The organism is Methylomonas sp. DH-1 (assembly GCF_046097555.1).
GTDB lineage: Bacteria > Pseudomonadota > Gammaproteobacteria > Methylococcales > Methylomonadaceae > Methylomonas > Methylomonas koyamae.
The window spans coordinates 3974276-3989333 of record NZ_CP143089.1 but is presented as its reverse complement, the minus strand read 5'-3'; the positions used below and the strand labels follow the sequence as shown (position 1 = coordinate 3989333).

Below are 15058 nucleotides of genomic sequence, written 5' to 3'. Positions count from 1 at the left end.
TTAACCTGCCACGAGTGGGTAGCCAAATAATAATTGATCGCGGCCTAGCGTCCGCCGCACCCGGTAATCCAGAAAAATATCGATTCGGGTCGGGTCGTCCGGATTGCTGCCGGCGTCCAGTTTCAGGATTTCGATGCGCCGTTCCCAGCGCTCCAGGGCCTGACGCACGAAATGGATCGCCAGGCCGTGGGTGGTGGCGTCGTTGGGCATGAAGGCCAGTTTGTCCAGACTGCAGCCGTATTCGGGACGCATCACCCGCTCGCCGGGCACCGTGGTCAATAGCATTAGGATCGCCTGGCGTACCGACAAATCCTCGCTGACCATGCGAATGCCGCCGCCGGCGGAGATTTCCAGGCCGGTCGGGGCGTTGGGATGCAGAAAATCGGGGTGGGCGAAACTCCAGGCCCGGAATCTGGCTGTGCTGGCCATTAGCGTTCCTCCACAAAAAGTTGGCCCGGTTGGCGCACCTTGTATAGCACGGTGCCCGGCGGGGTGCCGTCGGTCAATCCGGTCACGCTGTCCAGGCAAACCCGTTTACCGCCGATTTTGATCCAGCTCGAATAGCCGTGCTTCACCGCCAGCGTACTGGTACAGGGCTTAATCGCCGGGCCGGCATTCGGGCAGCCGACGATCGGCCGTTGCTCCGGATTGGTCTCGACCAATACTCGGCGGCCATTGACGGTAACAAACGACTGGGTTGGGACAATACCGACCAAACCCAACTCGTGGGCGCAAACCAGCGTGGCGTCTTCGGTTAACAGTTTCATGATTTCTGCTCGAAATTAATGGCCCGGCCGCGAATCGTCACGGTGCGGCCCGGCGCCTCGATGTCCAGATCGGCCTCGGCATGCAGCCGGGTGCCGTTATCGGCCAGTTCGAAAAAACTGCCGGAATCCAGTTGCAGGCGGATCTTGTCCGGCTGCAACTCCACCCGTTGGCCGGATTGGGTTTGCAGCCGGATCGAGCGTTCGGCATCGTCCAGGCTAATGCGTTGGCCGCCCGGCGTGGCCAGAAAATAACGGCCGATGTCGCCGTCCACCACGGCATCGTCCGGCAGCGGGCTGTCGCCGTACAAGCCGCCGATGACGATAGCCTGGGCCGGGTCTTCCCGAATCAGCGCCAACAACACTTTATCGCCCAGTCCCGGCAGCAGTAGCAGGCCTTTGCCCTTGCCGGCACCGGCGCACGCCACGCCGATCCAGCCGGTTTCCAGATCGCCGTAGGACGGCAGCATGGCCTTGATCCGGCCCAGACCTTCCGGGTCGTCGACCCGGGTGACGACGCCGATGCTGGCCAGCGTGGCGCGTTTGCGCGGTTTTAGCGGCGGCGGCGCCGAATCCAGTTCGCAGACATAGCCTTGGCGGCTGTCGAAGCGGTGGGTCACGGCGCTGAGCACATACTGGCCGTTCACCGGTCCCGGTAGGCCGTCGAGCCGTACCGCCAAGCCGGGCATCAGCTCGGCATCGCCGGCGGCGATGCCGCGGAACGTCGTTGCCGACGCGGTTCTGTGGTCCAACTGCGCCTGGGCAAAGGCTTCGGCCTGATTGTCGTCCTGTACGCTATCGTCGGTCGAGGTGAATTCCGGGGCCGATTCGGCGTGAAAACCGGATTCGGCGCCGGCCGGCCGGCGGGCCGTGTCGGCGCGGCCGCTGCGGGCGGCGGCCTGCCACGGATCCCAAGCCAGATTGGCGACCGCTTGCCGGCGTTGGCCGCTATTGGCTTCGATTCTGGCCTCGAGCAGATTCTCGCCCAGTTTTAACACCGCAGTGGCGGGGCGGCCGGCCAGACTGGAGAATTGCAATACCGAATCGCGCAAATGGAAATACAAACCGGCGCGTTCGGCAAATTCGGCCAGCAACTCCAGATCGGATTGCTCGTGTTGCATGATCAGCCGCCACACCGGTCCGGTTTCGTCGGCGGCGACCGCAAGGTCCAGATCGGCGGCCAAGGTGGCGGCTAACTCGGTCACGGTCAGATCGACGTAGCTGCGCGGCGCCTGGCGCAGCCGCAAACCATGCAGTTTGTCGTAAGCGCGGATGCGCAGGCCCAGATGGTTGGCCGGCGCAAATTCGTATTCCAGCGCGGTGACGCTGCCTTGAAACAGGCTGCGGTCGCGGCCGATGCGGATGGTCAGTGCGCTGCCGGCGGCGGTAGCGGCCAGCTCGCCGAGCAAATCCGGCAGGCCGTGAAACGCCAGTTCGCACTGGCTGGGCAGCGACAGGCGTTCGCTGACTTTCAATTCGGTCAAATATTGGGCGTCGCCGGCCGCCAACGGCTTGCCGGCCAATTCGATCTGCACCTGCGGCGGCGTCAGCAGCGCTTCCATGGCTATTGCTCGGCGGCGGCCGGACCGATTTCCAGCACGGTTCCGGGGGCGATGTTTAACGGGTCGGCGACGAAGGTATGGCTAAACAATTCCCGCCAGCGCCCCGGATCGCCGAAATATTGGAATGACAACAGGTCGGGCCGCTCGCTGCCGCCATCGCCGGCTGCGGCGTTTTCGATTTCGGTTTCGGCCGCGGCGATCAAGACTTGCAAACCGCCCTCGGCCAGCGGCGTGTTGCCGGGATAGGTGAAATTCTCGATATCCATCGCGTCGGAAAAATCGGCGTCGGCCGGCGCCGGCGGTTCGTTGACCCGCAACAGCCGCAGCCGCAACCAGGAGCGTTGCGGCACGCCGTCCTGGTTGAAATGTTCCAAGCGTTCGGCAACCGCGGTAACCACGCCGGGAATGTTCCAACTTTTGCCCCAGACGAAGCGGCACACCGGCACTTGGCCGCTGCCGCCGGCTTTGGCGTTGTTTTCGGCCAGATTCCAGAACGGCCGGGTCAGGTCGCGCACGTCTTCGCTGCCGATAGTCGAGCCGGCGATATTGATGTCGAACAGCAAGTCCAGCTCCAAGGTGGTGGTGCCGCCGCCGGTCTGGATATAGCAATCGTCGGCCAGACCGTGGCCGGTCAGGATAGCGGCGGAGGATTGCCGGGGCTGAATGCCGGCTTTGCGGCGCATCACCAGGGTTTCCGGGTTTAACAGGCAACGCAGTTGTTCGCCGCTGTCTTCCAGCACAAACGCTACTCGTTCCATGCCAACCCCCTTTGTTCGCGCACCAGCCGCCGGTTACGCTCCAGTTCGCGGGCCAATGGCTCGGCGTATTGCTGCGGTTGGGGGCCGGTTGCGGTTTGTTGATCCGGCAATTCCGGCCAGTGCCGGGTTTGGGTTGGCACCCGATCCGCCGCTTCGTCCGGTAATTGTGGCCAGTGCTGGCGCTGCCAGCCCGCGGGGTTCGCCGCTTCGGTTTGCTGCGGGATGCGCTGTTGCACCGGCTGGGCTGGAACGGTGGCGTTAAGCGTAGGCCGCGCCAGCGTCGGTTGCTTGTGAGCGAATGTGGCCGAGTGCACCGGGTGTGGGGCACCGGTCCGGGGCGGCTCGGTCGGCAGCGGACGTGGCGGCTGTGCGGCCTGGGCAATCAAGCGGCGGCGGCCGGCCGGCGGATTTTGCCTTACCGGGTTGCCTTCGGCTTGCGTTGGGCCGGCGAATGGCTGGGTGTCCGCCGTCGGCTCCGTTGCGACCGGATTCGGGCACGGCGCCGGTTTCGCACCGAACGGAGCGCCGGCCAGCAGGCGTTGCTTGCGGCCCGCCGCCGGCGTCTGCGGCGTGCGGCTTTCGATCAGCTGCCGAGCGGCTGTCGCCGTCGGCCCTGGCGCATCCGTGTTGGCCGAAATGGGTTTGGGTTCGGATTCGGGGCAGGCCGACTGGCGGGGCCGCGCAGTTTCGCCTGGCCGGGCCCGATTAGCGTTCGCTACGGCATCTGCGGCCGGCAGCGCGGACCGCTCGACGCGTCTGGTCGGGTTGGCCGGCTCGTCCCGGTGCAGCCGGGGGGTGGCCGATGCCGGTGCTGGCTGCGGTTGGCTGCGGCGATGCGCGGCTGCCGTTGCCGCCGGCGGCCGGCGGCCGGGTAACGGCGCGGCGGACGCTGGCGAAACCGGCGGTTGCGGCGCTTGGTTTGCCGCGGGCGTTACTGTGCGGCTCGGTTTAGCGTGGGCGGCAACCGGGTCGGTTTCGGTTTCGCGTCGAACCGGATCGGTCTGGGATTCTGTGCCGGGTGCGGTTTGATACGCGTCGGTGTCGGGCCAAGCGTAATCTTCCAACAACCATGGCGCTTCGTCTTTGACCAGTGCCACCCAATGCGGCGGCGCGGCGGCAGTGCCGGGCGGCGCCGGCTGCCGTTCCGGCGTAGGCGGCATCTCGCCGGCCGGCTGGTAGCGCTCGACCAGGCGATTGCCCCAGCTTTGCAGCCAATGTCCCAGATGAATCAGCAGCGTGCGTCGCATAGCCGTTCCCGTTTAGCGTTGTTCCAAGCCTTCGTGGGCGATTTCCAGCGTCTGGATCGCCACGCCCTGGCCCAACGATTCCAGCCGGGCGCCTTTCCATTTGCAAGGCCAGGCGTTGTGCAGGTTCCAGCGGGTGGCTTCCTCGCTCTGGCCGTAGGGTTTCAGCAAAATGATCGATATTTCCCGGCGGTCGGCCTTGCCGCGCATCGATTGCATCAGCCAGTTCCAGACATCCTTGTTGTCGGACACCCCCCAACGCAGTATCACGTTGCCGTAGGCGACCCGGCCTTCCAGTTTGCGCACCGCCGGTGCGGCGCCGCCTTCGCGGTAGTCGATGGTCTCGACATCGATGCTGAGCCCGTCGATTTCGGTGAAATACGCGCCGTTCTGGCCGCCCCAGTCGAGGATGAAATTGTAATTACGGTAAATCTCCGCTTCTGCCATGGTCGTTCTCCTGGTTGCTTAGTCGCTGATTGATCTATGCCGCGTTTTGCGGTTCTACCGGCGTGGCGCCGGCCCATTGCCCGATGCGGAAGATGATGAATTCGGCCGGCTTGACCGGCGCGATGCCGATTTCGATGATGAGCTGGCCGGCGTCGATGACTTCCTGCGGATTGGTTTCGGCGTCGCATTTGACGAAGAAGGCTTGTTCCGGCGTCGCCCCCTTCAAGGCGCCGCTGCGCCACAACCGGGTCAGAAAGGCCGAAACGTTGCGTACCACCGAGTTCCACAGAATGCGTTCGTTGGGTTCGAACACGGTCCACAGCGTGCCTTTGGCCAGCGATTCTTCGACCGAGTTGAACAGGCGGCGGACGTTGACGTAGCGCCATTCGCTGCGCGAACTCAAGGTGCGGGCGCCCCAGACCCGGATGCCGGAGGTCGGAAACGAACGGATGCAATTGACGCCGAGCCGGTTCAATTCGCCCTGTTCCTGGTGGGTCAGCATGTAGGTCAAACCCAGCGCGCCGTTCAAGACCTGGTTGGCCGGGGCTTTGTGGACGTCGGTTTTGGCGTAAATGCCGGCCATGAAGCCGGACGGCGGCGTCGCCACTTTTTGCGCCGGATTCAATGGGTCGGCGGCGACCACCCACGGGAAGTAAAGCGCGGTGAAGCCGCGGTCGGAACCGCTCGGCAACAGGCCTTTCACGGCCGGGGTGTCGGCCGGTTTGGCGGCGGCGTCGCTGGCTTCTTCGCTACCGACTTGTTTCAGCGCGTCGATGTTCTTTTCGGCGTCGCGCGCTGCGTCGAGGATGGCGACCACGTCTTGCCGGGTTTCGCAAAAGGTTTTCAACGCCTCTTGCGTGGTTTTGTCGGTGTAACCGGGCGCGGCGACGATGGCGATTTCGTCTATCGGTTCCAGGCAATACAGGCCGGTGCGTTTGCGGGCGTCGCCGACCACCGAGCCGCCTTTGCCGACGTTGACCACGTAACAGCGCGAACCGCCGTTACAAAAGAAGGCGTAAACCGACCGGGCCAGGTCGGTACTCTCGCTGTCCTCGGCGGTAAATTCGCGGACGAACTGTTGCCAGTTGTTACAGGCGAAGGCTTCGTTCAGGTGTTTGTTGGCGGCGGGCGCCACGCCCAGGAAAGCGGCGACTTCGGATCCCACCATTTCGATAGAATTCGATCCGGTCGAGAGCTCTTCGATATAAACGCCCGGTGTCAGATAGGTAGCCATGTCAGATCTCCAATTGCTCGAAATGTATTACTACGGGGTCTTGAGTCGGATTAGCGGTGTCCACTAGCAACTCGTGTCGTTTGGCGCGGATCAGGTATCCGCGCTTATGTTGGTTCGGGTCGATGCCGGCAAAGCTGAAATTGCCGGCGGCATCGGTGCGGGTGTAACGGCCGGCGGCGACCAATTCGACGTCGGTGTCGGCCAACGGAATCTCGCCGGGGCCGAGCAGGCGGCCGCTGAAGGTCGCGACCGGGCCCATCCTGACTTGCGGCGGCGCTTTGATGCGCGGCGGCGTCCGCTCGGTTACCGGCAGCGCCACCGGGAGTTTGATGGTAAAGGCCGGCGCCGGTTTGGCGGCGAAGGCGAGCCAGGTCTCCAGCGGCGGCGGCGCCAGCTCGAATTCGAATTCGGTTTGTTGTACGACCGCGGCGACCAAGGTTCCCAATAATTTATGCGCCGCGGCTTGATCGGCGGCCTGCACCGTGACCAGATAGTTCAACAGCAATTGCGGCTGCGGGCTGCGTGCGGCCGGCGTCGAGGTCAGGCGTTTGAAATCGAGCAGGTACAGCACCACGGTCGGTTCGGCGGCCGCCGTGCCGGGCGGCTCGAACGAAATCTTGGCATCGGCCGCGACGGTGCCGACCCAGGCCGAGAGTTTTTGGTCGCTTTGTTCGAACATTCAGTACCTCCCCGACCCGGCTAGGGCGCGGTTCTCTGCGGTCCGCAAGCTGGGCCGAAAATAAAATTGGCCATCCGCATCGCCGGCGCCTTGAATCGGACCGTACAGCGGCCGTTGCGGATGGCCGAGCCGGGACGATTGGTCGTAAACCGCTGCTTCGATCTGGCCGTAAATAGTGTCGGCCGAGAGCGGTTCGGGTTTGTTGTAGTTTTTTAGAAAATCGATGAACGCGGCGGCGAACACCGAATGGTTGCCGCGGCCTTTATCCAGCACCGGTTCGTCGCCGCCCGAGGTTAGGAATTTGCGCGAAATCGACGACGATTTCAGCTCGATAATAGTTCTGGGTTGGCCGGCCGTGACGGTCGGTTGCGCTGCCGATACCAATCCGGTGTTGCGTATCGTTCCGGAAAAGCAGGAGTCGGCCACGATCAGCACGTGTCTGGCGCGCATGTCTTGCCAGGCGGTGTTTACCGCAATTTCGTAATCGCTGATCCAGGTGTATTTGTGCGGCGGTTTGTCGGCATCCACCGGCAGCCAGAAACCTTCCCTATCTTCCTTCTGGCCGTGGCCGGCAAAATAAATCAACAGGTTGTCGTTTTCGGTCAGTTGCTGGCGCAGTCCGATTAGCGCATGCCAGATTTGGACGCGGGTGGCCTGTTGATTCAGCAGCAATGTGACCGAGGCGAAGCCGAATTTACTTTGCAGCAGTTCGGCTACCGCTTTGGCGTCGTTGACCGGGGTTTGCAATCGGTTCATCGCGGTGTAATCGTCTATGCCGATCACCAGTGCAAAATAACGGCCGACCGGGGCAGAGGCCGTCGTTTCGGATTCCACGCCTTGGCCGCGCAATCGGGTTTCGGTTTGGGCGATTTGGGTTTGCAGCTTGGCGATCTGGTCCTGGTCGGCTTGGGCTTTTTGCTCCAGTTCGGCGATGCGTTGTTGCAATTGCCGGTTACGCTGCTGTTCGGCCGGATCGGGTTGCGCCGGCGGTGGTTTGATTTGCAACGACAGCGCTTGCTTTTCCGCCATCTGTTGCCTCAGCCCGGCTTGGGCCTGGTCCAGCAATTGGTTCGCTCTGGCTAAATCGGCCCGCAATTGGCTGACTAAGGCGCTATCGTTGGCTGCGGCCGCGTGAGCCGGTAAACCCGAGGCTTTGCGGTACCATTCCTGCGACGCAGCCGGGTCTTTGGCAACTCCCAGGCCTTTAGCCAGCAGGAAACCCAGGTTGGCCTGGGCGCGCGGATAGTCTTGCTCGGCCGCCTTGCGGTACCAAATGGCGGCATTGGCGTAATCGGCGACCCGCTCGTAGAACTCGCCGAGATAGGTCTGGGCAATCTTATCGCCGGCTTCGGCACAACCTTTCCAGACGTTTTCCACCTTTTGCAAGTTGGCGGCGTCGAAGGCCATTTGTTTGCCGCCGCCGACCCGGCATTGCCACACGCTGGTCCGGGCCGGGCGCGGCGGCGAGGTGTAGAAAATGCCGTCGCCGATTTCGTACTGTATGCCCGGCAGTTCGCAATCGACAATGATCTGCTCTTCGGCGCTGCGGGTGCTGCCTGCCGCCGGATCGACGCTGCGGCTGGCGTTGACCGGACAGCCGGCCAGTTGCATGCCGCCGCTACGCGACATGCCGCCGGCGCAACCGGCCAGCAACGCAACGCAGCCTAGCCACACCGCGAATTGGCCGATTCCCGCGGTGTTTGCCGACATCGAACGATAAATTTGCCGTCGCATGTTTGCTCTCCTAAATTCGCTCGAGTCCATGTCAGCCGACCAGCACGAAAGGCGCCCAGTAGTACGGGTGGCGGTAATCGGCCGGCGCGGCGTCGCTGTCGACGGATACGCCGCGGCTGCTTAGCGCCTTGAGCCGGCCGGTTTTAATCGCCTCGGGTTCGAGTGCCTGTAAATAATTCTGCGCGGCCTGCAGCGCTAGGCCAGGCGCGGCACCGGCCTTTAGCTGACGGTAAAACTCGGCCATCAGCAAGCTGGTCGCCAAATCGTCCACCGGCCACAGGCTGACGATTGCGGCGCGGGCACCGGCCGCCAGCAAGCCGCGGCTGAAACCCAGCACATCGTCGCCGCCGGCGGTTTTGCCCTGGCCGGTGCGGCAGGCGCTCAACACCACTAAATCGGCGTTCAAGCGCAAGCCGATCAAATCCTGCACCGTCAAGGCGGCGCCGTCGGCCAGCAGTATCGACGACAGCAGCGGCGCGGTTTCCGCCAAGATGCCGTGGGTGGCAAAGTGCAGCACATTGCAATCGGGTAAGGCCTGCTTTACCGCCGCCAGCGTCGCCTTCGGGCCGATCAGCTCCCGGTTTTTGTCGAATAAGCTGGCGATGTAGGCCGCTTCAGTGGCCGCCGCCGGCAGCGCCGGCTGCGCGGTCGCGGTTTCGGCAAACGGCGCTTGGTAGGCCATATTCGCCGGATTGCCGACGGCCAGTACCGCCGGTTCCGCTTTGGGACTGTTACCGGGCTGGGCCAGAAACTGCAGGATGCTGGCGCTGGGCAGATAGGACACGCGGTGGCCGGCGATCAGTGGCCGGTCTTGCCAGGGCAGAGCATGGAACGGTAGGCCGTGGGTCGTGCCGTAGGGGACAATCAGCAGTTGGCTATGCTCGGCCAGTGCCGCCGCAAACGGTTTTAGCAGCAGTGCGCTGAGTTGCTCGCCGGATTGCCGGTAATCGCCGCGGCGTTCGCAGGCGGTATGGAAGTCGCGGACCAATAAGTCCAATTGCTTGGCGTTGAACTGTTGCCGCTCCGCCGCCAGCAGGCCTTGGCTACCGATGGCCCAGGCCAACAGGTCGTCGCCGAGAAAGGCGTATTGCAGCAAGGCCGTGCCGGCCGGCAGCAGTGCGGCTATTTGGCCGACGTCGGCGATTGGCGCCTGGCGGTTGACCGAGCGGTAGAAATTCGGGCTGGCTGCGGCCAGTTGGGTTTCGGTCTGGCGTAATTGCGTTTCCGCCGCGGCAATTTTTTGTTCCAGATAGGAAATCCGGCCGGCATCCGGCGTTTGCTCGCCGCGCTCGGCGGCCAGTAGGCTACCCCAGGTCGCTAATTTGGCCGTGTCCTGCAGCCAGAGACGCACGCTTTCGTCGCCAGCCGCGTCGGTGCGGTTGGCGCCGCCGGCCATCAAATCCAGCAGTGCGCGGGCTTTGCCGCGTTCGGCATAGCGGTAGGCGGTTTGTTGGTGTTCGCTGGCCGCCGCCGGTTGCAGCGCTGCCAGTTTCAGAGCGTTTCTGGCCGGCAAAAAATACAGGTATTGCGAGCTGGAGCCGGACGACAAGGCGGTTTTGAAGTTATCCCGCCGCAGCAATTGCCGGGAACGTTCGAAATGGTCCAGCGCTTGAGCGTAGTGGGCGGCGGCTTCCGGATAATTCTCCAGGCCTTCGGCCACTTCGCCGTAGGTTTGCAGACTCTCCCAGGGCTTATCCTCGCTTTGCCACCAGTTTGCGCCGAAGCGGTTTTCCAGTTGGCGCAGGTGGCTGGCCGCGTCGGCGTAAGCCTTGACCGCGCAGAAAAAACTCGCGGCCTGTTGCTGGCTGTAGCGCCATTGTTGTTGGGCGTTGGCAACGAGTGCTTCAGTGCCTAATTGCGCGGCCAGCGTTTCGATGGTTTGGCTCAGCGGCGAGGCGGCGTTCTGCTGCGGCAAATAGCGGCGGTAGGCAGCGGCGGCGGCCGGGTAGTCTTTGCGCTGGGCGTGGACGATAGCCAATTGAAAGTCGCGGTGATGGCCGGCTGTGTTTTTGGCGGCCGCCAGCGCCACGGCAAACTGGCGCTCCGCTTCGGCCCGGTCGCCGGCGTTGCGCGCGCTGACTGCCCGGTAACACGGGGCGTTGACTCGGGTGTATTCGATGGCTTCCTGGGCCAGTTGCGTCACCAACAGGTTGCCGCCCGGGATGTCGGCCGCCGGATGGGTCTGCAGCCACTCGATTTGGCTTCGCAGTTTGCCGGCGATTCTTTCCATGCCGTCGGCATCCATTCCGTCCAGATAGGCTTGCCACAGCCCGTGTAACGACAGCAGCAAGCGCAACGGCGCATTGGCATCGAGCGCGGCCGAGGTTTGCGCCGCCGATTGCAGTGCGACTGCCTGTTCCAGTTTGACGACGGCGGCGTCGCGTTCGCCCAGCTTACGCATCACGTAGCCTTGGTCCATGATGCTTTGCGCCTGCCGCGGCGTCGAACCCAAACCGGCATGAAGCGCTTCCGCCAAACGAAAGCAGGCCAGCGCGCGTTCGAAATCGGCATCGCGCAACAGCCAGTGCCAGCCGACGCGGCTGTGCATAAAGCCCAGGCCCAGCGCGTAACTGAACGAACCGGCGGTCTTACCCCATTCGCCGATGCCGGCGGCCACGTCGCGCGCTTCCGGTATTTGGCCGTCGGCGATTTTCAGCAATGCCGAATGGGCGGCGGCGGTCCAATAGCCGTAAAAGTCGCCGGCAGCTTGGAATTGTTCGGTTGCGCTGCGCGCCTTGGCCAAGGCAGCGGCCGTGTCGTTTGCCAACCCGGCCAGATAGGAACGGCGCAATGCCAATGCGGCTTCGGCGCGGGGACAGCCGCCGGCGGCGGCATATAAAGCCTCGGCTTCGTTATAAGCTTCGGCCGCCCGCCGGCTATCGACGGCGGAACGGTCCAGTTCCCGATCCATTACCAGCGACGACAGGCTGCTTTCGGCGTTGGGCGGCGGGTTCAGCGCGGTGTTGAACACCAGCGGCGACGATAACGGCGCGGCATAGGCGTCGCCTTCGTCCAGCCAGCAGGCGCCGGCGCCGGCTTTATCGCCGATCTGTAAATAACGTTGTTTGGCTTGCTCCAGATAAACCAAGGCCGTTTGGCGGTCGCCGCCGCGGCGGTAGAGATCGGCCCGGTTACGCAAGGACGCGGCGTGCCATGCCGGCGGGTAAGCGGTTTGGCTGTCCGCGGCCGACGTCAGCATTCCTACGACTTGGTTGAGCAGTTGCAGGCGCTGTTGCGGGCTCATCGGTAGCGTGGCCGCCGAATCCAGCGCCGATTGCAACGATTTGGTGCCGTCCAGCTCTTCGCCGACGAAGGCGTTTTCCTGCAAAGCCGGCTGCGCCGAAACTTGGGCGCGCAGCGCCGCTTTACGTTTTCCGGTCTCCGCCAGCAGCGCCATGAAGCGTTGAGTTTGCACGGTTTCCATATCCGCGACGCTGCCGCCGCTGTCGTTCGGAAAGTGGTTGTATTGTTGGTAAGCGGCCATCTCGTTAAAGGTGGCCGCGCGCAATTGCCGCAGCGGATCGGCCGGCAGCAAGGTTTCCAGTTCGCGGAAATGGGCGGCGGCCGCGGCCGGCTCGCCTTGCAACAACTTGACAACGCCCAACGCCAGCAAAGCGTCGGCCAGCCGCTGCGGATCGGCTACTTGCCTGGCGGCGGCGGTTTGGCTTTCCGCCTGCGCTCTGGCTTGGGCGAAATCGTCTTTGAATTCGGCGTAGACGATGGAAGCCAAGGGTAGCGATCCGGCCGCGTCGGCCATTGCCGTCTGCCAGCCCCATAGCGCGACGTTGCCGGCATACGCGGCAAGCGCGGCGGCGTATTTCAGAAAACTGCGCCGGTCGAGATAGAGTGGGCTGGGGCTCATGGCTCTGGTCCGTTCAGTTGCCGCAGCGGCTCTTGATGTCGCAGGCTTTGGCCAGGGCTTTGATGCCCGGCAGGCCGCGGGCGCTGCGGGCTTCCTCGCCGAATTTGCGGTAGCGCCAGCAAGCCTTTTGCCGCATGGTTTTGCGGTCCCAGCGCTCCCAGTCTTTTTTGTATTTGATTAACTGGTATTCGACGCCGATATCGGGTTTGACTTTCAGATCCTTGGCGTTGCCGTCGTAGCCGTGCGAACCCCAGGCGATGCGTTTTTGCGGATCGACCACCATCACCACGTGGCCGTCGCCGCGTGTCGGATCGCGGTAGACCAACAGGTCGCCGGTTTGCAGCGGTTCGCTGTCGCAGCGTTCGAAATGCTGGGCCAGCGGGCTGGCGGATTTGACCATATCGGCGGTGTTCAGGTATTTGTCGCCGGCGTTATAGGGCAGGCCGGCGCGGGTGAAGGCAAACCAGATTGCCCGCGAGCAATCGATGCCGCGTTTCAAATTGTCCAGATCGCTTGCCGCGTTCCAGGCGTGGCCTTTGTAACCGAAGCCGTCGCCGGCGGCCGCTTGCGCCAGCCAGTCGGCTTTTTGCAGGACTTTGTACAGTGCGGTTTGGTTGTCGTCGGGCAGGTAAGGGCGAATGTCGAAATGCGGGATCGTGAATTCGCGGGTCCGGCTGAACCCGGCCAGGCCGCGGTCGCCGGATTTTTGAAAGCGGGAATTGGCCTCGACCCGTAATTTGATTTTGCTCAAGGTCCAGGTCGTATCTTCCGCGCTATCGCTATCCAGCGCCTGGCCGCGGGTACCGGTCAGATAGCGGTCCAGCGCCCGGTACAATCCGGTTTTGGCCGGGTCCGCGGCGCGGGTGCGCGCGCTCTGCGTCAACAAGTCCCAGCGCACCGGATTTTTTTCCTTGGTGCCGAACACGATCAATTGGTCCCAAACGTCCAGCGGCAAACCGGCGCGGAAGGTTTCGCCGCTGGCGTTGAACGTGGTCGACTCGCCCGGTTTCAATAGTTCGCGGCGGCCGTCGGCCGGAAAACCGTAGCTGCTACCGTCGGTGGACAACACCACGCCGCCGACCAGAAGCGGCGCGGGAGCGTTCTTGTCCAGTGTAACTTTGACGTTCCAGCGGTGGCACAAAGGCATGATTTGGTCGGCATTCGGCGCGGCCGCTTCCCAGACGCCTTTGGCGCAGTCGTCTTGTCTGGCCGACGGAACCACTTCGACTTGCAGGCTCTGGTTGTCGCTAAACTCGCTGCCGCCTTCGCCGCGCAGTTGCAGTAAACCTTTTTGGCGGGCGTGCTGCCACAGGTTGTGGGCGGCGTCGCTATCCTGGCCGAACACGTTGCGCACCCGGTTTTCCGGGCCTTTCAGTTGCAATAAACCGTCGGAGGTCAAACTCAATTCGAAGTCGCCGGGGCCGTCGCTTACGTTGAGCAGAGATTTGGCATCCGGATCGTCGGTTATCGCTTGTTTGATTGCGGCGGCACGGTCCGGCGGCACGCCGCCGGGTTCGGATTCGGGTTTGATACGGACATTGATGCGCACGTAGTCGTCGGCCGGACGTACCGGCACGGCGATGTCGCCGACCGCCATTGCGGCAGCCGATGCATTTTTGCCGACGACATTAGCTGTTGCCGTCAGGCCGGTCAGGCTGTCGAGCACCACGCTGGCCTTGGCTTTGGCCGGATCGCGGGTATCGGCGCCGCTCAGCGCGCCGTCGTAAATTCTGAGTTCGGCACCAGCGCCCAGGCCCGGCAACGGCGGTCCGGCCAGTTTCAGCGGCGGCCCCAATTCGGTGACTTCCCAGGCCACCGGCGCCGTGCGCAAGCTGTTGCCGAACACCGGCCGCTCCAGGTTGCCTTGGAAATAGGGGATTTGGTAACTGCGGGCGGCGACCAGGGCCGGGATTTGGCGGGCGGCCTGGGCGTAAGTCAGAGCTTGGCTGCTACCCTGGCCGAGCACCTGCAGCAGCGCGTCGGTAAAGACGCCGCGTCCGGCTTGCTCCAGCGCGCTGGTGCCGTCGCTGGCCGCGGTCAGCGCGATCAGATTCGGCATCGATTCCGGCGCTAGTTCGCCCGCACCGTCGCCGACACCCTCGGCCAGCAGGTCTTCGACTGGATCGGCAGCCGGTTCGACGAAGCGGGCCACCATGGTTTCCCGGTCGCCGCGGGTTGCGGTGCCGGAATTGCAGGAGTCGAGGATGACGGTGACGTTGTTGCTTTTTTTATAGACCTTGGCCAGTAGGCCGTTCAAGCGGTCGTCGATGAAATCGCCGAGTTTGCGGCCGTTCTGTTCGGTACGCGAATCGTGCAAGACCAAGGTTTCGTCCTGGCCGTCGGGTTCGTCGCCGTTTTTATCGGCGGTCTGCGAGCCGTGGCCGGCGTAATAGAACACGACGATGTCCCGTTCTTTTAAGCGCGGCAGCAGAAAGTTGTCGAACGCGTCCTGTAGATTTTGCAGCGTGGCTTGGTCGTCCAGCAGCAGGCAAACGTTTTCTTTCGGGAAGCCGTAACCGTTCTTGCCGGACAATATTTCCAGCATGCGGCGGGCGTCTTCCGGCGGGCCGGCCAGATCCGGCACCTTGTCGGAAATGTATTGGCCGACGCCGACGACGACGGCCAGTTTTCGGATGCCGCCGGTTTCCGTGGTTTGCTCGATGGCGCAGCCCGGAAGCTGTGGGATCGCGGCTTGGCACGGGCTTGCCGGCGCCAGGGCTAAGCCCAGCAGGCCGTAACAAATCCCGAACCCGAGGCGGTTGCAGCGTTTCATG

At 63.5% G+C, this 15058-nt stretch carries 11 protein-coding genes; all 11 read right to left on the bottom strand.

The window, feature by feature from the left end; genetic code table 11:
• From VXJ35_RS18225 to VXJ35_RS18175, 11 genes are read right to left on the bottom strand one after another with little or no spacing between them, the layout of a single operon-like run.
• Nucleotides 1-429: a GPW/gp25 family protein gene (locus VXJ35_RS18225; RefSeq protein WP_082880994.1), complete on the bottom strand. Its 429-nt coding sequence runs from the start codon at nucleotides 427-429 to the stop codon at nucleotides 1-3.
• Nucleotides 429-767, bottom strand: a complete 339-nt coding sequence (locus VXJ35_RS18220; RefSeq protein WP_064022661.1) for a hypothetical protein — start codon at nucleotides 765-767, stop codon at nucleotides 429-431. The genes VXJ35_RS18225 and VXJ35_RS18220 overlap by 1 nt, the downstream gene beginning before the upstream one ends.
• Nucleotides 764-2326 (bottom strand): contractile injection system protein, VgrG/Pvc8 family, encoded by a 1563-nt coding sequence (locus VXJ35_RS18215; protein ID WP_064022660.1) that lies wholly within the window; start codon nucleotides 2324-2326, stop codon nucleotides 764-766. The genes VXJ35_RS18220 and VXJ35_RS18215 overlap by 4 nt, the downstream gene beginning before the upstream one ends.
• 2 nt (nucleotides 2327-2328) lie before the next feature.
• Entirely contained in the window at nucleotides 2329-3084 is a 756-nt protein-coding gene (locus tag VXJ35_RS18210) for a hypothetical protein (RefSeq protein ID WP_064022659.1), read from the bottom strand.
• Nucleotides 3072-4331 carry a hypothetical protein gene (locus VXJ35_RS18205; RefSeq protein ID WP_064022658.1) on the bottom strand — a complete coding sequence of 420 codons (1260 nt, stop codon included), beginning with the start codon at nucleotides 4329-4331 and terminating at the stop codon, nucleotides 3072-3074. Before VXJ35_RS18205 ends, VXJ35_RS18210 begins: the two co-directional genes overlap by 13 nt.
• Nucleotides 4332-4343: 12 nt before the next feature.
• Nucleotides 4344-4775 (bottom strand): phage tail protein, encoded by a 432-nt coding sequence (locus tag VXJ35_RS18200; protein WP_064022657.1) that lies wholly within the window; start codon nucleotides 4773-4775, stop codon nucleotides 4344-4346.
• Between the two features lie 34 nt (nucleotides 4776-4809).
• Nucleotides 4810-6009: a phage tail sheath C-terminal domain-containing protein gene (locus VXJ35_RS18195; protein ID WP_064022656.1), complete on the bottom strand. Its 1200-nt coding sequence runs from the start codon at nucleotides 6007-6009 to the stop codon at nucleotides 4810-4812.
• A 1-nt stretch (nucleotide 6010) separates the two neighbouring features.
• On the bottom strand, nucleotides 6011-6688 hold the full coding sequence (locus tag VXJ35_RS18190; protein WP_064022655.1) for a hypothetical protein: 678 nt from the start codon (nucleotides 6686-6688) through the stop codon (nucleotides 6011-6013).
• Nucleotides 6689-8422: a caspase family protein gene (locus tag VXJ35_RS18185; protein WP_064022654.1), complete on the bottom strand. Its 1734-nt coding sequence runs from the start codon at nucleotides 8420-8422 to the stop codon at nucleotides 6689-6691.
• 31 nt (nucleotides 8423-8453) lie between these two features.
• Complete coding sequence (locus VXJ35_RS18180) at nucleotides 8454-12284, bottom strand: CHAT domain-containing protein (RefSeq protein WP_064022653.1); 3831 nt, start codon at nucleotides 12282-12284, stop codon at nucleotides 8454-8456.
• A 13-nt stretch (nucleotides 12285-12297) separates the two neighbouring features.
• Nucleotides 12298-15057, bottom strand: coding sequence for a caspase family protein (locus VXJ35_RS18175; protein WP_064022652.1), 2760 nt, complete (start codon nucleotides 15055-15057; stop codon nucleotides 12298-12300).
• Nucleotide 15058: the final 1 nt, after the last annotated feature.

Coding starts and splice junctions, on each gene's coding strand:
- VXJ35_RS18225 (WP_082880994.1), bottom strand. CDS start 429: ATGGCCAGCACAGCCAGATTCCGGGCCTGGAGTTTCGCCCACCCCGAT.
- VXJ35_RS18210 (WP_064022659.1), bottom strand. CDS start 3,084: ATGGAACGAGTAGCGTTTGTGCTGGAAGACAGCGGCGAACAACTGCGT.
- VXJ35_RS18195 (WP_064022656.1), bottom strand. CDS start 6,009: ATGGCTACCTATCTGACACCGGGCGTTTATATCGAAGAGCTCTCGACC.
- VXJ35_RS18180 (WP_064022653.1), bottom strand. CDS start 12,284: ATGAGCCCCAGCCCACTCTATCTCGACCGGCGCAGTTTTCTGAAATAC.
- VXJ35_RS18190 (WP_064022655.1), bottom strand. CDS start 6,688: ATGTTCGAACAAAGCGACCAAAAACTCTCGGCCTGGGTCGGCACCGTC.
- VXJ35_RS18205 (WP_064022658.1), bottom strand. CDS start 4,331: ATGCGACGCACGCTGCTGATTCATCTGGGACATTGGCTGCAAAGCTGG.
- VXJ35_RS18200 (WP_064022657.1), bottom strand. CDS start 4,775: ATGGCAGAAGCGGAGATTTACCGTAATTACAATTTCATCCTCGACTGG.
- VXJ35_RS18175 (WP_064022652.1), bottom strand. CDS start 15,057: ATGAAACGCTGCAACCGCCTCGGGTTCGGGATTTGTTACGGCCTGCTG.
- VXJ35_RS18220 (WP_064022661.1), bottom strand. CDS start 767: ATGAAACTGTTAACCGAAGACGCCACGCTGGTTTGCGCCCACGAGTTG.
- VXJ35_RS18185 (WP_064022654.1), bottom strand. CDS start 8,422: ATGCGACGGCAAATTTATCGTTCGATGTCGGCAAACACCGCGGGAATC.
- VXJ35_RS18215 (WP_064022660.1), bottom strand. CDS start 2,326: ATGGAAGCGCTGCTGACGCCGCCGCAGGTGCAGATCGAATTGGCCGGC.